Source organism: Collimonas sp. GW821-FHT07E08 (assembly GCF_059418905.1).
The window spans coordinates 18,581-36,551 of sequence record NZ_JBWKQR010000018.1 but is presented as its reverse complement, the minus strand read 5'-3'; the positions used below and the strand labels follow the sequence as shown (position 1 = coordinate 36,551).

The window sequence follows — 17,971 nt, the reverse complement described above, 5'->3', positions numbered from 1 at the left end:
GTGCGAAATCAAATTCAAGGATTTAGCGTGAGTCGCCGCCGGGTCAAAGAGACTGTATCAAATACAGATAAAATCTCGGAGGCAAAGGAAGTAGCGTTTTACTCGGCATCTATCACCGCATGGTTTTCTACTAAGTTAGAGTATGACAAATCGTTCTTGACATTGTCGACCGCAGGGCTAGGACTTTTATTAACATTGTTGACCACCAGTTTGGGGCAAGGGACAGGTGGCACGTTAACGTATCAATATCTCGCAGCCATTTTATGTTTTTCCGGGACAATATTATGTGTTGTAGTGATTCTGAACGAGAACGCCAAACATATTGAGCATGTCCTTAGCGGCAAGCCGGAAGATGATGACGATTCTCAGCGCCTCCAGTTAACAACGATTGATAGGGCAGCTGCTGTTTTATTTACCCTTGCAATTTTTTGTACGGCGTGGATATGTTTCGTGGTGGTGCTTAACTCAAATTCGGAGAAAAAAATGGCTACTGATAAAGGCAATAAAGGGACTCCAACGATGGATAGCTTCGCAGAACTGCGACAACTCCAGAAAAGTTTTCAGGGTATGCAACAGATTCAGCCAGGTGCTATTGCCAAGCAACCGCCGCCCTCTCCTCCTCGCACAACGACACCGGCCCCTCTCCCAACTAACAACAACGTTGCGGGCAAAGACATAAAAAAATAAATGCTTTAACAGACCTATAAACAACGCGGCGAGTCAGCCTCAATAGCGCTTTTGTTGCATCTGTTACGCGCCCCTTCTAGAACGCGCGAAACGGGGCTGTATTCACAAAATGACCTTCGGTTAACAACCCGGGCGCCCACAGCCCAAAAACCGCTTGAGAGTGCATCAAAATGCATTACAGCGCGACCACTGCGATCAGCCCTTCTAGGGCTGTTTTTCCCTATACGCACCATTTTTAGAAATTTGAGTCAAAACTACCCAATTTAGCGGGCAGGCGTGGCGGGGGGGATGACTGCGCGCGCTGAGTCAAAGTCAACCAAGCGGCCGCAGTTAATAACGTCCCGCCCTAGGCGCGAAAGTTGCGAGCCGTCAACGTCTGCCATAATTTTCAAAAAGGGGAGGTGACGCTATGGCAAATGGTTTCAACGACATTGGTTTTCTCGGGGACGATTTGGATGCGTGGCGAGACACTGTTCGCCGCGAATTTCCTGAGTCTTTCGCTATTGCAGATCGCATGAACCGCATGGGGATGAGGATGATTCGCGAATTCCCTGATGGGGAACACCCAGAAGCGCGAGTTCTGGCCATTGCCAGCTTTTACCGGGCGCTTCAGTCATTCCAGTCGGCAATCTTGCTTGCCGAGCGCGGCGCACTTGCCGAGGCACGCTCCCTTGCTCGCCTCTGCTGCGAAGCGGTGATATTGACGGGCGGATTGCTAAAAGTGAGGGGAACCGTCGAAAAACTGCATGAGGACAATGCGCGACATCGCTTGAAATTGGCGAACTCGATGATCGAGATGAATCAAATGGCGAACAACGGGATAGACCTCACGCCCTTTCGACAGGAAGTCACAGCGGTTACGGCAGAATATGCGGAGCCTCGCGCGCTGAAATGGTCAGCGTTGGCTGCTCAAGCAGAATTGCCGCAACTGTATGAGCTGGCATATCGTCTTCCATCAGGCGACGGGGCGCACGTGACTCTCGGCGCGCTCCATCGACATTTCGAGAAGGACGAACAGGAAAACTTGATCGGTATGCTCTTTCACCCCGACAAGTCAGATTTGCGCGCCACCCTGTTGGCCGCGAATGCATCGCTCGTCCACTTAATCGGCCTAGCTCATGAATTCATGGGACTAAATCACTACGAGGCGGAAATACGTGACCTTCTGCTGCATTGGGGTGTCAGCCGTGACGAACTTGGACTTGAGTAGCCAGGAGCGATTGGCTCGCGGAACGACTGCGCCCCGGCTGGAAACTGCTGTTATACAGTGTTTTTATACAGTGTTTTCGCACTATGGAAACGTCAATTATCAAGATGCGGAAGGCTGGTGTCCTGATCCCTAAGCGAGAGCTTGCCCATGCGGTCAGGTATCACGGCGATCTACGGATCATGGACACCCGCGAGAACGGATTAAACCGTATTGTGAAGCTGGCACGCCACATGTGGGGGCGGCCGGGGCCGGACCAAGCGCGTTGTGATTTGTACGATCCTCACGTAATTTGGATCAATGAACAGCGCATGGTGTTGGGCGGTTTCGAGCGGGTCGAACAGGAAGGCCACATCATCGACTACGCACAGTCCTGGCTGTGTTTGATTGGCCCCAGAGAATGAAGTCAGATTGCTTCAATCAGGTGAGCGCCGCTGCTGTTCGAGCGGTCGACCTCAGTCGAGACTTTGTACCATTCGACGTCATCAGGGCCAAGCGCCATTTCTCGCGCGACCTGCTCGGCCTGTACGTATGACACCGCGCCGTCCATCCACAAGCGAGCGCCGTCTGCAGATAACGCCACCGGCCGGCGGCTGTGAATTTTCGCCAGGTCGCCAGCGGCAGCGGCAGTTACGATCACAAAGCCACTGCCATCCACGCCCGGCTGATCGGGGAAGTGGTTGGTCAATCCAGCAAGCAGCAGCGGCGCCCCGTTCTTCGCTTTGATATACCACGACTGCCTGTCCGCCTTTGCACCGGTCCATTCATACCAGCCATCCGCCGGCACGATCACGCGGCCGGTGGTCATCAACGCCCGGTAGTAGCCTCCAAGCAGTTTCTCCCGCTGCGCGTTGATCGCATGCGCCTTACCTTCTCTCTTTGCCCATCCTGACAACCAGCCCCATGAGACCAGCTCCGCCCAGGGCGCGTCATTGAAATTGCGCAAAATCAAGTGAGGCACGCCGGGCGATGCGTAGAACTCGGGGCGGTAACCGCCAATGTCGCGACGCCGGATTTCTTCTTCTGTCCAGCCGACGGCGCGGCCGTACTCTCTGATCGTTCTGGTCTGAGTGATTCGTCCGCACATGGTCGGCCTCGATAGGTAAAGGTCGAATTATTGTGCCACTCCGCCAGCAGGCGAGGCAGTCGCGATCTTTCCGGTGTTTGCGTTGGGGCGACGCAATAAAAAATAATCAAATTTGATTACTTTAGTATAGCAAAGGTAATCAAATTTGATTACAATAGAGTCACTGAAACAAACAAAGGATGGCAGTGAAGCAGAGTGAGTTTGTGAAGTGGCTAACGCAACAGGGGGCGACTTTTAAGGATGGTTCGAAGCACATAAAAGTCTACCTCAACGGCAAACAGACCCACCTACCGAGACACCCAAGCAAGGAGCTAAAAACAGGACTTGTCGAGGGGATAAAAAAACAACTAGACCTGAAGTGAGATAGCCCCGAAAGGGGCTAATCGTACGACTGCTTCACCCCTGCATTATCAGAATGACTAGAAAGAAATAGAAAGCACATACCATGAAATATCCTGCCACATTTGCACCTGATCACGAAGCTGGCGGCTTTGTTGTTACTTTCCGGGATATACCGGAAGCCATCACACAAGGCGATACTGAAGAAGAGGCGTTGGAAATGGCCGCCGATGTTCTCTTGAGTTCAATGGAATTTTATTTTGAGGATAATCGCCAAGTGCCATTGCCATCAAAGGCAAAAAAAGGCGAGCGCCTGGTTGAACTCCCTTTGAGTGTTGCGGCAAAAGTGTTCTTACTCAACGCAATGCTAGAACAGCATATGCGTCCGGTCGAGCTGGCGCGGCGTATGGACACAACGAAGCAAGAAGTGAACCGTCTTATCGATCTACACCATACAACCAAAATCGATAGAATTTCCGACGCGATGACCGCGCTTGGTAAGCATTTCGAACTAAGCGTCGCATGATTTGTTCTCTATGACGAACAGAAAACTTCGCTTAAGCGAACTCGCAAAAATTCATCCAATCGGAGCACAGGATCATCGGCGCCTTTTGAACGAAAAGGGAGAACTCTTTTTTCTCGAGAACATGCCACGCCAAGAAAGGAGAAAGTTGGCCGCTGAAAGCAAGCGCCTTGCTCAAGAATACAAGCGGGTATTAGACCGGTTATCTAAATCTGGAGCGAAGTTCCCCGCGGATAAAATCTTGCGCGAAATGGCGATTGAGTATACCCACCGATATGCTTCGTCTGGGATCGGTACGCAACCAATAAATTTCAACTACTTTGAGCCGTTTCTTCATGTCAAATTAATCAAACAAGCTGCACCGTATGCGGAAATAGAGCAGGAGTTCAACCACGTTTTTCATGCCGAAGACTATTTTGACTACATCACTTCAGGAGATAGTGATGGCTTTGATGTTTCCTCTCTTTTGGATTTACCGCAAGATCAGATATTCCACTTTTCCACTAGCGGGTTAGTGACTGACATTTCCTTTCTAAATGGAGAGGGAAGAGAATTTGTAATTGCCGGATTTTCTATGATCAGGCGTGCAGGTTCGCTTCATTGGTACCTTATAGGCGGCGAAGCTTTAAACGACGACGAATGGAAATTAAGATGTTCCGACCAGTCCGAAGCCGATTTGGAAGAAGTGCCCCCGGCAAAACGAGCATTTCTCGCCGAATGCAGGTCGGAAATTGGAACTCGGCGAGGGGAGCCAATTCCTTTGGAAGGAACTAAAACACATATCAGAACAGTCATCGCTGGCGAATTTGATATCGGGGAACAGAAACATCTATCGCGTTGCTACCTCGCTGAATATCAGCACTCATTTGACGTAGCCTGTGATGATCCAGGAGTCTTTGCCGCCATCAGTAGCGAAGAAACTAGGACCAATATCATAACAACGATGACCGAGCGATTTAGTCGAACAGCCGTTCTATGGTCGCTGGCGGAAGGTCTTTTCCAACTGCCGCGGTATTTCAATGCGAGATTGGCGATAAACAAAGAAGCTACCAACAATTCTCGCCAACGGGCAACAAAGAAAAAGGGCGGAAAGGGGCTAAGCGGTGACTATACGGTGATACCCGCAATAGAGACGAATAGTCTCGCCCCAACGTCGGCTATTACTATGGTAAATCTCCCTCAGTACGAAATAGAAACAGAGGGACATTGGAAAAGACGCTCCAATGACGAAGCCGGTGTAGATAGGCACGGCAATGTCGTGATTGGTAGAACATGGATCGCATCATCTAGCAAATGGAAACCCGCCGGAACCACCGCAAGGACGATTTTTCTCAAAGACACGTTGTGTGCAGCGAAACTCAAAATCACACAGTATCTTGAGGCCTCAGAGAAAGTCGCTCAGGAAGCTAAAGATGGAGACGCTGCAGCTCCATCGGATGAGGGCGAATTGTATGTTATGCGTTGCCCAGCTATGCAGGAACAAATATATAAGGTTGGATTTACAAGCGGAGATTCTCTCGAACGTGCTCGGCAACTATCTTCGGCGACAGGCGTTGCGTTGGCATTTGTAGTTATAAAAAAATGGCGGCACGTAGACGCACGAAAATTGGAAACAGAAGTTCATATGATGCTTGCGCCCTATCGCATAAATGACGGTCGTGAGTTCTTTAGGGCGAGGTATGAGACGATAGAAAAAATAATAGAGTCAGTTATCACTCGAACTAGTTGATGACTAAAACACATAGAAATGCCATTAACAGAGGCGAATAATTTTCTTTCTCCACGTAGCATTCAACACTTGCAATCGTCCCCTCCTAAAAAAGCGAGGGGTATAGCGGCTATCTAGGCGACTTCCCGGCGCGGCGCAATGACGCCCTCTCTCTGTCGAAATCATCGCGACATTCGATATTGCAAAACACCCTGTCGTGCGGCACATCCTCGTCGCAGAAATAACAGTGGCCGTCAGGCGTCAAGTTGTGCGCTGATTTGCGCACGGCCGTCAAGGCCGCGGCCCGCTCCATTGTGATCAAAGAATCTGCGCGGTCTGCAATATCACTCATTGTTTATTTCCCTCTCCTGTCAATATTTCGTAGTCATCAAATTTCACCACCTCTTCCCCAAGCCAGTCGTTGAGCGTCAGAAATTGCGTCTGCAGCGGCACAAGTTCGTTGCGTGCAAACACGCGTGCCGCCGGCTCAACAGCTCCGAATCCTCCGGCGTTGCTTGGCATGATCCCAAGTAGTTGCGGCGGTACGCGATGGCCGGCCAGCACGTCGTCGCGGGTCACGCCCTTGATGTTGAAAAACTCATCCTTGGCCGCCACATCCGATACCGGCAAAATCTGGATACCGTCTTTCTTCCCGCCCGGCGCGTACATGAACAGGTTGCGGAAATTTCCCGGTCCCTTGCCGTCTCGCATTGCCTGGCGCAAGTGGTCCACATCCTGAATGTTGGCCGCCGCGTCGGTCATGTAAAACACGAAGCCGGCATGTGATCCGTTCTTGTAATACTTGCGGCGAAACAGGGTTGCGGCTTAATTGAGCCACGCCGATTGCAACGCGCTGAGGTACTGCGGCACGCCGTACACTTCCTGATTCACATCAGGGTCCATCAAATGAAAAATTGAACCTCGGTCGAATTCGTGATCCTGACCGCAGCCGTTGACGAAAAAATAGGTGTCCAGATCGCGCCCGCGCCGCACGTACTTGGAAAGTGCGTGTTTGAGTTGCAGCGTCAGGCCGCTGAGGCTGCTACGTTCCTCAAGATAGGCGTTGCCGAAAATCAGGAAGTCCAACACGAAGCGCTTAAAAGCGTCCCGCGACAAAAGTTTGTTCGGCACAAACGTAGAGGTCAGGATGTTGGCTTTGAAGTAAATGGCGCTGCTGTGATGGACACTCGAATTGAACGACTTAGCCAGGCCGGGGAAACTTACCGGCGGTTCGTACCAGTTGCCGTTGCTCCAGCACTCGAAACATTCCAACAGCTCGCGGTGATCGAGAACCGGTGTCGGGTCGCCAAATGTGAAACTTTCGAACTTGCCGCCGGCGGCTTGGCCTTCCAGATCCCGCGCCGCCGTGGAAGCCTCGGTACGATGTCGCGCGCGGCGCTGCTGCTTTCTGCTCATGATGAGTAAATCTCCATAAATGATTGAGTGTTTTGGGTGGCGCCTTCGAATGGTTCGTGATCGAGAGCGTGCATACATGCCCACGCCAGATCGGCGTGGCCGGTTTCGTCGGTGCGGCCGGCGTCATACGTGATTTGCCGGCCGCTGGTGGTCAGTGTTTTGCGGATGGTCATGAAGGATTGCGCAATGTCCGTCCAGCCGGCATCAAATTCCAGACGGGCCTTGCCGATGATGTTTTGCGCCTTCAAGACCATGCGAGTCTTGACCTCGGGCGAATAGTTGATCGCAGTCGCAAGCGGGAAAAATTGCTTCACCAACGGGAAAGCGCCAATGCCCATATCTCCAAGCTGGTCGCCTATTACTGCGACGACGTACAAGTGGCCTATGCCGGTATCTGGGGCGAGGCATGAAAAAAATGACATCGCTGCTGCCGCCCAATTCAACGCCGTTCGAGCGCGCATTAGAGACGGCTACGTCTCCGATCTCGGCTATCCCGGTGCCGCTACGCACGCTGCACAACCCCGACACCATCGCGCTTTCCCTGTTGCCTTGGTTAGCCTGGCATCGATCAGTCGATAGCTGGAAGTCCTACTGGAGCGAGGAAGTGCGGCGCGCACGGGTGCGCAATGCAATGAAGATCCACCGCCAGAAGGGAACCGCGAAGGCGGTCAAGGATGTGGTGGCAGCTTTCGGCGGGGCGATCCTGCTGCGCGAATGGTGGCAGATTGAACCCATGGGCGAACCCTACACCTTCGAGCTGGTGATGACCTTGTCCGATGGACAAAGTGCCACGGCTGCCTTTGTCGACGATGTGATTGCCGAAGTCAACCGCACCGAATCGGTCCGCAGCCACTTTACGTTTACCCAGGGCATTGCCACCGGCGCCGCCATTGGAGTAGCAGCAGCGGCCCTCCCGGTGCTCTATGCCCGTTTGAACCTGACAGAAGTTTAATTATATGACAGCCCTTTCCATGATCGTCACCAAGGCAGGCCGCGCCGCCCTGGTCAATGCCGAACACAACGGCACCGCAAAATTGCAGATTGCCGAGATCGGCATCACGGCAACTAGCTTTGTGCCTGGTGAGGATATGACCGCGTTGCCCGGTGAAATCAAGCGCATTGCCACCATTGCCGGCGAAGTCGTCGCGCCCGACACGGTGCACGTCACCATCCGCGACGATGGGCCGGACGTCTATACGGTGCGCGGTATCGGCTACTGGTTGAGCAACGGCGTGCTGTTCGGCATCTACGGGCAGCCTGATCCGATCCTGCAGAAATCGGCGCAGGCCATGCTATTGCTGTCCGCCGATACGGTCTTTACCTCCATTAAAGTCACCTCCTTGACCTTTGGCGATAGCAGCTTTACCAATCCTCCCGCCAGTACAGAACGCCAGGGCGTGGTTGAGCTGGCCACAACCGCCGAGACGCAAGCGGGTAAAGATGCGGCGCGGGCGGTCACGCCTGCCGACTTGTCGGCAACCATCGCGCAAGCCATGGCCACACATAAAGCCGATCCCGATCCGCATGCTGCCTACGTAAAACGCAGTAGCGACAGCATGGGGCCGCTGTCGATTGCTGCCGACAAGCCGAATATCTCCTATGCCGTCCCGGGCTTGGAGGTGCGCGAGGCGGGCCGCGTGACCAATACCAAGGGCAATGACATCAGTTACGCCCCGAAGTTGGTGTTTAACTGGGAATCGAATACCGCCGTGCAGTTGCGCATGACCGACAAGGGGACTCTTGAACTGGTTGATGGCAGCGGGACGGCGCACGGCACCTTCCAGAGCGGAACGATCAATGCGACCAAGGCGCTGACGGTGGCAGGTCAGACCGTATGGCATGGCGGCAATTTCAATCCTGCAGACAAGGTCAACGGATCAGGCATACGTTTGAATTGGTCCGGTAATGTCGGACAGCCGAACTGGGTATTTGGCGGCAATTCGTCCGATAACGTCAATGTCTACAATCCCTCCAATTTCAATGTCAATTACGCCAATAGCGCCAATTATGCGAGTACCGCCGGGAATGCCAATGCGCTATCCGGCGCACCCGTGCGCTTTGCCGACAACGGCGCAGCACAGCCGTATTACCTATGGGGCACGTATGTCGGCGATGGGCGCGTCAATGAATTTACACTATTTCCCCGCAATAACCTGGCCGTCAGTTCCGCAGTGTCCGCCATCTATGCCTCGCAATTGACTGGTCAGGGCCTGCAAGATGGCGGTGTCGGCTCTTACTGGCTCAATAAAAACCACACCACCTCCGAACGCGCCGGCGCATGGCAATCACGCGGCTCCGCCTACGAATACGGTTCCGGCACCGACGGCGGCATCGGCACCCGTATCGCCTTGTGGCAGCGGGTGGCGTGATGGCAACGTTGTAGGCTGGTTCAAGGACAAGCTGGGTATCCACAGCCCAAGCCGCGTGTTTGCCGAGCTGGGCGATTTCACCATGCAAGGGCTAGCGGTCGGTCTGCAACGCAGCCAGGACGATCCTCTCGGCCAGGTTGGCGGCCTTGCCAAGCGTCAGACGCAGCTTGGCGCAGGTATTGCCATCGGGGCGGTGACCATGCCGGCCATGGCTTTCGATACCCGCCCGCCGATTTCGCAGCGAGTTGCAGGCGCCGGCGCAGTGATCCAGGGGGACACCATCCAGATCACGATTCAGGCAGCGCCAGGCATGGACGAACAGGCCATTGCCCGCGCCGTAGCGCTTGCTATGGAACAGCGCGACCGCCAGAAAATGGCACGGGTCCGTTCCAGCCTGTCCGACTACCTCGATTAAGGATTTTTATCATGATGATGACATTAGGCATGTTTGTATTTAGCCTGCCGACCCTGGCCTATCAGGAGTTGCAGCGACAAACCGAATGGAAGCATCCAAGTACGTCTCGGGTCGGTACACGTGACGCCCACCAGTTCACCGGCAAGGGAGACGATACAATCACGCTATCCGGCTGGATCGCACCGGAGCTGACCGGCAGCATCTATTCGCTTGATGCTCTGCGATTGATGGCGGACACCGGCAAGTCGTGGATACTGATTCAAGGCACGGGCCGGATCCTGGGTTCGTTCATCATCGCCAGCATGACCGAGGGGCGCACAGTGTTGGGGCAGGACGGCAGCGCCGGCCGGATTGAATTTTCGATCACGCTCAAGCGTACCGACGATTCCGTGCTGGGCTTATTGAATACTCTGGGCGACCTGGGCAGCATCAAAAACATGTTGAGCCTGGAAGGCATCAGTAACAGTGTGAACAATGCCGTCAACACCGGTGTATCGACGTTTAACAACGTCGCCGGCAGCGTGCGGAGCCTGTTCTGATGGAATATCCAATCCCTATTTTCAAAATTACGCTCGACGAGCAAGACCTCACCGGTAAGTTTTCCTCGCGCCTGGCCAATCTCTCGCTAACGGAGTATCGAGGCGAGGAAAGCGACCAGCTCGACATCACCCTGAGCGATCACGATGGTCTGCTTGCGCTGCCGAGAAAAGGCGCGCGGATCAATGTGCAGATCGGATGGGAAGAAACCGGCCTAGTGGACAAAGGCATTTTCACCGTCGATGAAGTAGAACACAGCGGCACACCGGACGTGCTGACGCTGCGCGCCAGGACGGCCAGCCTGATCGATACATTCTGCCAGCCGCAGGAACGTAGCTTCCACGACACGACGCTGGGTGCAGTGATCGAGGTGATCGCGTTTCAGCAAGAACTGAATTCGGGTATCGCCGAGGCGCTGCGCAACGTGCCAGTCAAGCACCTGGACCAGACGCGAGAAAGCGATGCGGCATTCCTGCGCCGGCTTGGCAAAAAGTATGATGCGGTCGCCACCGTCAAGAATGACACGCTGCTATTTATGCCCGCAGGTCGCAGCAAGACCGCGTCCGGCAAGGATCTGCCGACGATTCATATCGTGCGTCATCTTGGGGACCGTCATCGCTTCCACAGCGCCGAGCGTGATAGCTATTCTGGTGTGCGCGCCTTCTGGACAGACATCAAGCATGGTGGGCTGCGCCGTAGCGTGGTGGCGGGATTGCCCGGCAACAGCAAGAGACTACGCACCACCTTCGCCAGCGAAGACGACGCCCGCACCGTCGCAGTCGCCGAGTGGCAACGTATCCAGCGTGGCCTGGCGACGTTCGAATTGTCGCTGGCGTTGGCCGACCCGTTGTTGACGCCTCAGTCGCCGGTCAATGTCTCTGGTTTTAAGGGCGACATCGATGGCATGAACTGGCTGGTGAAGAAGGTTTCTCACAGCATAAGCGATGCCGGCTTTACATCGCAGATCGAAATGGAAATTCGGATGGAAGAAGCGGAAGTAGAGCGGGAGGACGTAGTGGATCAAGATCCGGGCATCACTGGGGTGATTGCCAAATGGAGAGACCGGGTTACAAAGAAATCCGGTCAGGAGATTGAGCCGTCAACCGGAACAAGGAAGAATAAACAGACGGTTGCGGGCGCCACGACGAATCCCAAGACTTTGCCGCATGTGTACGCCAATCGTCAATCGGCGCAGCAAGCGGCTAGAAGCGAGTGGGCGAAGATCACAGAGCGGCGCAATGTCATTAGGGATAATGTCGATACCTAGCAATTATATAAATTTGACCTTCCGCTTCTGAGGAAGACGAATATGCATTTCTGACCTCTCTTTGGAGATCCGCTTACGAAAAATCTCGATCTTTTGTTCGAACTGAAGATGATTCAAAACTGTGATAGCGTCGCTCGCCTGATAGCCTGACGGAACCAAATACATATGAACGAAAAAATTTAAGTCGATTGAGTTTTCGCCCTCGCTAAATGTCTCTATGCAATCCTCAAGTTCGGCAAGAATTATCCTTTGGGTAGGGGATTCGCGGCTTGTAGTATGGAACAGATCATCGTCTTGCGGGATGTGAACAGCTGCTGATGGCGTGGTTTTCGTTTCCTCGCTCAATTCAATAATCTCGGCAATTGCCGCTTCATTTACTTGAGTTTTGTTGACGCGGGCAAACTCTGCCATGAATCGATCAGTTGTATACATCCAGAATTCGCAGGCGGTTTCTGTTATAAATTCGTTTCTCAGTTCAGTTCTAGGGCCAATCGTTTTCCCTGATTGCTCAAGCCACCAATCCTCCTTACGATCATCCGTAACGAAGATGATTGGCTTCTTTGTTTTCTTCGATTGTTCAATAATTTGCTTCCAAACGACTAGATCCCCGAACTTCCGATATGGGTCGCCAGATGCTTCTTTTTTCCCGTCTTTATAGCCAGGGGGTATGTCCAGCTTATATCGCGCTTCACCTTCAGTTGCTAGGGTCCGCATAGCTGCATCGTCAAAGCCGTTGCCTATTTTTCCACCGCAGAAGGACTCAACAAAATCCAGAACCTCGTCCTTGCTAAATCGATCAAGTAGCGCAGTTTTATGCTTTTCGAGTTGAGCTTTCAATTTGGGAGCCAACTCAATAAATGCCTCGAGTTCATCCCCTAGAAGAAACGGGTGTTTCTTTCTATTGGTCAACTGCTTTTCGAACTCCTCTAGCTGCTTGCTTATTTGTGAATATTCATTAGCTTGTCCAGCCGTGACACTCAGCCGATTGTTCAGAAATTCTTTCGCGACCTGATGTGGAATGAAAAGTCTATCTTTTACCGACTTGATAGCCTTTTCAAGTTCCAAGCGTGTCTCGGGAGAATATCGGTATAGATTCAAAAGGACATTGGCATCCAGAGCAAAAATACAGTTGTTCCAAAGCTCGCCGAAGCCGACTTCAGTTGGTCGGAAATGTCCCGGAAATATAGAGCGCATAAATGCCCAATCTATAAGGTCATTCCGGCTGGTAAGGTGCAGCCGGTTCCACCGATTCACATTGCGCTTGTAGTTGCTGCGTAAAACACACACTATGAGAACTGACTTCATGCTATTAGCGATTTTCGACAAACCTCGCCTATCGATCGATGAGGTCTGCAAGGCAATTGGGGTAAGTACCGCTACAGGTTACACTCACCGATCGCTCGGTAAATTTCCTATTCCAATGGTCGGAAATCCACTAACCGCCGACATAAGAGATGTAGCCGAATATTTGGACAAATTACGTGAGTCCACCAAATTTCGCGCTTAGAGTACTCCGTTGCTTGCCGAACTTACCCGCACCAATTAACCACCCGTCTCGTGGGTATAGTTGGGTGCGCACCTTGACATGGACGCTCGATGCTTGCCGAGGGAAGCCGGTTAGATGATGTCCAATTTTCGGTGGACGTTAACTCTGTGCAAAAATTACAGACGTAAAATGGCACTTCAAACTCCAAGCTCTGCGGTAGTGAAACTAAAAAAACTCTTCACCGAATCTGTGGCGAAAGCAATTCTCGCCAGTTGCGACTGCTCCTCATCACTAAGACCAAAATCGCCTTCGACTACAACTATCAAAAATACATTTGCTGGACGGTTGGTAATTTCAGTATATCGTTCAGCAGTGCGCTGAACATTTCGAACTGTCTCCGTGAGTTTTGAGAGTGCCTTTGAACTGCGAAAATATTTAACTTCAAAAATGCTGGCAGTAGCCCTGTGATCATTTTCAATTTCTATTAATCCGTCAAGTTCAACTGCTTTGGCTAGGCGCGCAATTCTAACCCCGCGTTGTATTTTCGTACCCAAGATCAACTCGACTCGGTCGAGAGCCGTTGACTCGATGTCTACGATTCTTTCTATAAAATTATTTGAAGTGGACCACTCCCGCTCTCGCATTTGAACTGGCCCCGACGACAGCACCGAATTATTGACTGTTATTCTTTGTATCCCGACCGCCGATATCGGCGACTTTATCGAATGGGAGACTCGGCCTTGGACCCGCGGTTGCACTGTGGTTGATGCAGAACCCGACTTAGTCACCTGCCTTGAGACCGGTCCAACATTGTTCGCTAAAGTTGCATCTTGAATAGCTAGCAACACTTCCTCATCTTTCTGTCGCGCCTCCAAAATAGCTCGCTGTGCAAGTTCCAGAGGCGAGGCTTTTTCTGCAGTATCGATCTTTACGGACTCGGGCAGTGACACCGCTTCTGGCGCATCAACCATTGCACGATCAAGCGGTGACGCTGTTTTTGAAGTATCAATCTTTGCGGGCTCGGACAGTGGCGCTGCTTCTACGGTCCCAACCGTCGCACCATCAAGCGATGATGTTGTTCCTGAAGTATCGATCTTTGCGGGTTCGGAAGGTGACGCCTCTTCTGAAGTGTCAACCGCCGCCGGATCAATCGGGGCCACCGATTCTGAAGTATCAACCATTGCAGGATCAAGCGGTAGCGCTGCTTCTGGGCAGTCGACTTTCGTAACTATCGGAACAGATTTCAGCCCTTCCAATTCAATCAGTTCAGCCACAGCTTTCACTTTTTTCTCATCGGTCGATAAGGTTACCTTCTTGTAATCGAAATATTCCTTATTTCCTCTTATGATCGCCGCAAGAGTCTGCAAGAAATCGAGTTCCGTTACTGCGGTGGCGATTACGAACAAGGCAGCGAAATAGGTTGTCCAGTGGTTTGCAAATAACGCTAGGGCCAGCACTGAAAATATTGCGAGTAACTTCCACCCATGGCCCCTCATTTTCCCAAACAAAGAAATCGCTGCGCAAATAACTGTGATGAGAAGCAGTAATCCACCTAAGGCTTCAATAAAATTCGATGGAATAATTTTTTCCATGAGGTCCATTTATTTTTTTGATTGTAGGGCTGCCAAGCAATTACTTGGCAGAGGACAAATTGATTTTCAATTATGCGGCAAAGAACGGGTTTTTATGTGAGCACTCGGCCAATTAGGTCTAAGCCATTACATCAAATTTGCATCAACGGCTTCCATGACTCAATATTTGCGCGGCTTACAGCCCTTTGTCTGCCCAGTCCATCATGGGCGCCACGGAAACACGCCTTTTACTGTAATTCGCTGATTTCATTAGGTTTTATGCTGATTTCGCGCACATGCAATTCATGCGCCATTTTGCTTGATTTCTGGATATCTTGCCGTTCACCGCGCGTGCACTTGCCGCGGGCGCCGTGGGAATGACCACGAAACGAAGGTGTCAGGTTCGCGCAAATTCGGCGAAAGGCGCTAGTTTATCAGTAAGTCGCCCGCGGCCAAAGGCCCCGCCTTAAAGCGCCCGCATCGCGCCACCGGGACAGATCGCGCCAGGTAATCAGGACGCGCTACACGTAAAAATGCCGGGCACGGATCTCGGTCCGTACCCGGCATGGCTTAGGCTTCGCAAGATGCGGGATACGAGCCTCTGTGTTTACTGGCGTGCAGGCGTATTTTCAGCAAAGTACTCGTGGTTATCAGCGTTGTCGACGGCATTGGCCGGATTGCTGACAGCCAGGTTGTGCGCGCCGGTCTGGCCGTACACGTGGTCGTCGGTGCCGGCCACCACGGTGAAGTGGCTGGTTTCATGGACCAGCGTGCCGGCCTTGGAATCGGTGCCGTTGGCCGGTGCGGTCCAATAGGCGCCGCACAGGTAGACCGTGTATGGCTGGTCTGGATAGACGTAGGCGTAAGTGCCGGACTCGGTGCAGCTGCAGTCGAATTTATACGCCTGGGTGCCGAGCGCGCTGCTCAGGTTGGCGTAGTGATTGGCGACGGTCGTATAACGGCCGCTGGTGACCGCGCCGAACCACCAGGTGTAGCGGCTGCCGGTGTTGTTCGCATTCAGGTAATTCCTGGAATTGGTCGCGATCGAAGTGGCGTCCGTGCGGGCTGTGGTCAGCGCGGTTTTCTGGCTGTTGCTGCAGCTGGCGAAGGTAGTCGACGCAGCAGCCGCGCCGTTGATTGCGCCCAGCAGGTCGGACGATGACTGCTTGGACGATGGCGCCGGACCGCCGTCGACCGACAGCGGGATCGCATTGGTTTCCAGCGTGACGGCAGGAGCAGCGACGCCGCCGGCCTTGGCGGCCACCGCATTACCGGCTTCGCGCACCAGGGTGTCGGCGCTGCGCTTGTACTTGATCACGTACTGGCCGGCCCGATGCATCTCGTAGTAGGCGCTGAGGTCCACTTCAACCGCCCGGCTTTCGTTCGGCTTGAGCGTGATGTAATCCTTGTCGGTCGCCGGTTTGCGTTTCACCAGCCGTCCCACGTAACGCACCGGCTGGCCGCCCAGGTCGACGCTGAACAAGTCGCCGCTGACGCCGTTCAAGGGAGTTTCCCAGTTCAGCACATGCAGGGACCCGGCGCTGGTGTTGGTGATGGTGTAGAGCACCTTGCCAGAACCGGCCGCACCCTTCGCGCTGGCTTCCTGCAAGGTCACTTCGATATCGGCCCGCGCTGCATAAGCCGAGCCGCCGGCAACGATCGCTGCCACACATGTAACGCCTGCCAACCATTTTCGAAAACTGTACATGGATTACCCCTCTTGTAGAGTTAAATGAACCCTCGCCTTGTGGGCCCAGGGAAATTTATGCTAGCACGCACATTTCGAGGCGGACTCCTGTCAAAGTTGACAGGATGCCGTAACCTCATGGGAAGAATCGGCCTCTATATATCGCGGGCTTGGCCGGCGCCATGCGAAGCGGCCCTAAACGTACTACCATCAACAGCAAGAGCCCGAAATCCGCCAACCGCCAAGGAGACGCCATGCCGACCACCCTGAACACCGACCATTTCTGGATGCCGTTTACCGCCAACCGCCAGTTCAAGAGCAAGCCGCGCCTGCTGGTCTCCGCTTCCGGCATGCACTACACGACGGACGACGGCCGCCAGATCCTCGACGGCACCGCCGGCCTGTGGTGCACCAACGCCGGCCACTGCCATCCGAAGATTGTCGAAGCGATCCAGCAGCAGGCTGCCAGGATGGATTTTGCGCCGGTATTCCAGATGGGCCATCCGCTGGCCTTCGAAGCCGCCAGCGCGCTGGTGTCGATTGCACCGGAAGGACTGAACCGGGTGTTCTTTTGCAACGACGGTTCGGAGTCGGTCGATACCGCGCTGAAGATCGCGCTGGCGTATCACCGCGTGCGCGGCGACGGCTTGCGCACGCGCCTGATCGGCCGCGAGCGCGGTTATCACGGGGTCGGCTTCGGCGGCATTGCGGTGGGCGGCATCGCCGGCAACCGCAAGCATTTCGGCCCGACGCTGGCCGGCGTCGACCATCTGCGCCACCCGCTGGACATCGGGCGCAATGCGTTTTCACACGGCTTGCCGGAACATGGCGCGGAGATCGCCGACGAATTCGAACAGCGCCTGCTGGCGCTGCATGATCCGGCCACCGTGGCGGCGCTGATCGTCGAGCCTGTCCAGGGTTCGACCGGCGTGATCCTGCCGCCCAAGGGTTACCTGCAAAAGCTGCGCTTCATCTGCGACAAGTACGGCATCCTGCTGATTTTCGATGAAGTGATCACCGGCTTCGGCCGCCTTGGCGCACCGTTTGCGGCCGATTATTTCGGCGTGATGCCTGACATGATCTGCTGCGCCAAGGGCCTGACCAACGCCAGCGTGCCGATGGGCGCGGTGATCGTGCGGCAGGATATCCATGACGCCTTCATGAGCGCCGCCGCCGACAACGCCATCGAATTCTCCCACGGCTACACCTACACCGGCCATCCGCTGGCGGCCGCCGCCGCGGTGGCCAGCATCGAGGTCTACAAGAGCGAAAACCTGTTCGACCGCGCGGCGGCAACCGCGCCGTATTTCGAGCAGGCGGCGCACAGCCTGAAAGGCCTGCCTTTCGTCAAGGATGTACGCAACCTGGGGCTGGTGTGCGGGATTGAACTGGAGCCGGTCGCAGGCAAACCTGGCGCGCGCGCCTTCGATGCCTTCTTGCGGTGCTTCTGGGAGAAAGGCGTGCTGATCCGCACCACCGGCGACATCATCGCCCTGTCGCCGCCGCTGATCATCGAGCCGGGACAGATCGACCAGCTGTTTACGGCCATCGGCGATGTGCTCAAGGCGCAACATGCAGCGAGTCCGGCAGTCGCCTGAAACCGGAAAGTAAAAAACCCGCCGATGCGCGCCCTGGGCAAGGGCACGGATCGGCGGGTTTTTCGTGGCGGGGC

General features: G+C 54.0%; 17 protein-coding genes and 1 pseudogene. 12 read left to right on the top strand and 6 right to left on the bottom strand.

Annotated elements, in window-relative coordinates:
• The 3 genes from AC07RZ_RS20605 (at window position 1) to AC07RZ_RS20595 (ending at window position 2,298) form a co-directional block, all read left to right on the top strand.
• On the top strand, window positions 1–687 hold the full coding sequence (locus AC07RZ_RS20605) for a hypothetical protein (RefSeq protein WP_494669381.1): 687 nt from the start codon (window positions 1–3) through the stop codon (window positions 685–687).
• Window positions 688–1,096: 409 nt separating this feature from the next.
• A complete protein-coding gene (locus AC07RZ_RS20600) occupies window positions 1,097–1,897 on the top strand; it encodes a DUF5677 domain-containing protein (RefSeq protein ID WP_494669380.1) in 801 nt (266 codons plus the stop codon).
• Window positions 1,898–2,076: 179 nt separating this feature from the next.
• On the top strand, window positions 2,077–2,298 hold the full coding sequence (locus tag AC07RZ_RS20595; protein ID WP_494669379.1) for a hypothetical protein: 222 nt from the start codon (window positions 2,077–2,079) through the stop codon (window positions 2,296–2,298).
• A gap of 2 nt (window positions 2,299–2,300) precedes the next feature.
• Here AC07RZ_RS20595 and AC07RZ_RS20590 read toward each other — a convergent pair whose 3' ends face one another.
• Entirely contained in the window at window positions 2,301–2,981 is a 681-nt protein-coding gene (locus AC07RZ_RS20590; protein ID WP_494669378.1) for an SOS response-associated peptidase, read from the bottom strand.
• Window positions 2,982–3,160: 179 nt separating this feature from the next.
• Between AC07RZ_RS20590 and AC07RZ_RS20585 the strand changes: the two genes are divergently transcribed.
• The 3 genes from AC07RZ_RS20585 to AC07RZ_RS20575 all read left to right on the top strand — a co-directional run bounded on the left by AC07RZ_RS20585 (window position 3,161) and on the right by AC07RZ_RS20575 (window position 5,572).
• Window positions 3,161–3,343, top strand: a complete 183-nt coding sequence (locus tag AC07RZ_RS20585; RefSeq protein WP_494669377.1) for a type II toxin-antitoxin system HicA family toxin — start codon at window positions 3,161–3,163, stop codon at window positions 3,341–3,343.
• A gap of 83 nt (window positions 3,344–3,426) precedes the next feature.
• On the top strand, window positions 3,427–3,846 hold the full coding sequence (locus AC07RZ_RS20580) for a type II toxin-antitoxin system HicB family antitoxin (RefSeq protein ID WP_494669376.1): 420 nt from the start codon (window positions 3,427–3,429) through the stop codon (window positions 3,844–3,846).
• Between the two features lie 10 nt (window positions 3,847–3,856).
• The gene (locus AC07RZ_RS20575) at window positions 3,857–5,572 is read left to right on the top strand and encodes a GIY-YIG nuclease family protein (RefSeq protein WP_494669375.1); all 1,716 of its coding nucleotides are present in this window, start codon (window positions 3,857–3,859) and stop codon (window positions 5,570–5,572) included.
• A 327-nt stretch (window positions 5,573–5,899) separates the two neighbouring features.
• On the opposite strand, the pseudogene AC07RZ_RS20570 reads toward AC07RZ_RS20575, so the two are convergent.
• Window positions 5,900–6,967 (bottom strand): annotated as a pseudogene (locus tag AC07RZ_RS20570) (phage portal protein).
• Complete coding sequence (locus AC07RZ_RS20565) at window positions 6,964–7,389, bottom strand: phage terminase large subunit family protein (RefSeq protein ID WP_494669374.1); 426 nt, start codon at window positions 7,387–7,389, stop codon at window positions 6,964–6,966. Before AC07RZ_RS20565 ends, AC07RZ_RS20570 begins: the two are co-directional and overlap by 4 nt.
• On the opposite strand from AC07RZ_RS20565, the gene AC07RZ_RS20560 reads away from it, so the two are divergent.
• Genes AC07RZ_RS20560 through AC07RZ_RS20540 form a run of 5 tightly spaced genes read left to right on the top strand, consistent with a single transcriptional unit; the run spans window position 7,374 to window position 11,555 of the window.
• A complete protein-coding gene (locus AC07RZ_RS20560) occupies window positions 7,374–7,919 on the top strand; it encodes a phage tail protein I (protein WP_494669373.1) in 546 nt (181 codons plus the stop codon). The two genes, AC07RZ_RS20565 and AC07RZ_RS20560, sit on opposite strands and share 16 nt — an antisense overlap.
• A gap of 4 nt (window positions 7,920–7,923) precedes the next feature.
• On the top strand, window positions 7,924–9,336 hold the full coding sequence (locus AC07RZ_RS20555; RefSeq protein WP_494669372.1) for a hypothetical protein: 1,413 nt from the start codon (window positions 7,924–7,926) through the stop codon (window positions 9,334–9,336).
• Window positions 9,337–9,391: 55 nt separating this feature from the next.
• Window positions 9,392–9,751 carry a hypothetical protein gene (locus AC07RZ_RS20550; RefSeq protein ID WP_494669371.1) on the top strand — a complete coding sequence of 120 codons (360 nt, stop codon included), beginning with the start codon at window positions 9,392–9,394 and terminating at the stop codon, window positions 9,749–9,751.
• A gap of 11 nt (window positions 9,752–9,762) precedes the next feature.
• Entirely contained in the window at window positions 9,763–10,290 is a 528-nt protein-coding gene (locus tag AC07RZ_RS20545) for a phage tail protein (protein ID WP_494669370.1), read from the top strand.
• Window positions 10,290–11,555, top strand: a complete 1,266-nt coding sequence (locus AC07RZ_RS20540; protein WP_494669369.1) for a contractile injection system protein, VgrG/Pvc8 family — start codon at window positions 10,290–10,292, stop codon at window positions 11,553–11,555. Before AC07RZ_RS20545 ends, AC07RZ_RS20540 begins: the two co-directional genes overlap by 1 nt.
• A gap of 3 nt (window positions 11,556–11,558) precedes the next feature.
• On the opposite strand, the gene AC07RZ_RS20535 is transcribed toward AC07RZ_RS20540, so the two are convergent.
• From AC07RZ_RS20535 to AC07RZ_RS20525, 3 genes are all read right to left on the bottom strand, one after another.
• The gene (locus tag AC07RZ_RS20535) at window positions 11,559–12,860 is read right to left on the bottom strand and encodes a PIN-like domain-containing protein (RefSeq protein WP_494669368.1); all 1,302 of its coding nucleotides are present in this window, start codon (window positions 12,858–12,860) and stop codon (window positions 11,559–11,561) included.
• Window positions 12,861–13,238: 378 nt separating this feature from the next.
• Window positions 13,239–14,642 (bottom strand): hypothetical protein, encoded by a 1,404-nt coding sequence (locus tag AC07RZ_RS20530; protein WP_494669367.1) that lies wholly within the window; start codon window positions 14,640–14,642, stop codon window positions 13,239–13,241.
• Between the two features lie 577 nt (window positions 14,643–15,219).
• Window positions 15,220–16,281, bottom strand: coding sequence for a M35 family metalloendopeptidase (locus AC07RZ_RS20525; protein ID WP_494669366.1), 1,062 nt, complete (start codon window positions 16,279–16,281; stop codon window positions 15,220–15,222).
• 272 nt (window positions 16,282–16,553) lie between these two features.
• Between AC07RZ_RS20525 and aptA the strand changes: the two genes are divergently transcribed.
• On the top strand, window positions 16,554–17,897 hold the full coding sequence (aptA, locus tag AC07RZ_RS20520; RefSeq protein ID WP_494669365.1) for an omega-aminotransferase AptA: 1,344 nt from the start codon (window positions 16,554–16,556) through the stop codon (window positions 17,895–17,897).
• Window positions 17,898–17,971 lie beyond the last annotated feature (74 nt).

Bases quoted from the DNA above. Each gene is read 5' to 3' on its own strand.
- AC07RZ_RS20600 (WP_494669380.1), top strand. From the start codon at position 1,097: ATGGCAAATGGTTTCAACGACATTGGTTTTCTCGGGGACGATTTGGAT.
- AC07RZ_RS20595 (WP_494669379.1), top strand. From the start codon at position 2,077: ATGGACACCCGCGAGAACGGATTAAACCGTATTGTGAAGCTGGCACGC.
- AC07RZ_RS20590 (WP_494669378.1), bottom strand. From the start codon at position 2,981: ATGTGCGGACGAATCACTCAGACCAGAACGATCAGAGAGTACGGCCGC.
- AC07RZ_RS20585 (WP_494669377.1), top strand. From the start codon at position 3,161: ATGGCAGTGAAGCAGAGTGAGTTTGTGAAGTGGCTAACGCAACAGGGG.
- AC07RZ_RS20580 (WP_494669376.1), top strand. From the start codon at position 3,427: ATGAAATATCCTGCCACATTTGCACCTGATCACGAAGCTGGCGGCTTT.
- AC07RZ_RS20575 (WP_494669375.1), top strand. From the start codon at position 3,857: ATGACGAACAGAAAACTTCGCTTAAGCGAACTCGCAAAAATTCATCCA.
- AC07RZ_RS20560 (WP_494669373.1), top strand. From the start codon at position 7,374: ATGAAAAAAATGACATCGCTGCTGCCGCCCAATTCAACGCCGTTCGAG.
- AC07RZ_RS20565 (WP_494669374.1), bottom strand. From the start codon at position 7,389: ATGTCATTTTTTTCATGCCTCGCCCCAGATACCGGCATAGGCCACTTG.
- AC07RZ_RS20555 (WP_494669372.1), top strand. From the start codon at position 7,924: ATGACAGCCCTTTCCATGATCGTCACCAAGGCAGGCCGCGCCGCCCTG.
- AC07RZ_RS20545 (WP_494669370.1), top strand. From the start codon at position 9,763: ATGATGATGACATTAGGCATGTTTGTATTTAGCCTGCCGACCCTGGCC.
- AC07RZ_RS20540 (WP_494669369.1), top strand. From the start codon at position 10,290: ATGGAATATCCAATCCCTATTTTCAAAATTACGCTCGACGAGCAAGAC.
- AC07RZ_RS20535 (WP_494669368.1), bottom strand. From the start codon at position 12,860: ATGAAGTCAGTTCTCATAGTGTGTGTTTTACGCAGCAACTACAAGCGC.
- AC07RZ_RS20530 (WP_494669367.1), bottom strand. From the start codon at position 14,642: ATGGACCTCATGGAAAAAATTATTCCATCGAATTTTATTGAAGCCTTA.
- aptA (WP_494669365.1), top strand. From the start codon at position 16,554: ATGCCGACCACCCTGAACACCGACCATTTCTGGATGCCGTTTACCGCC.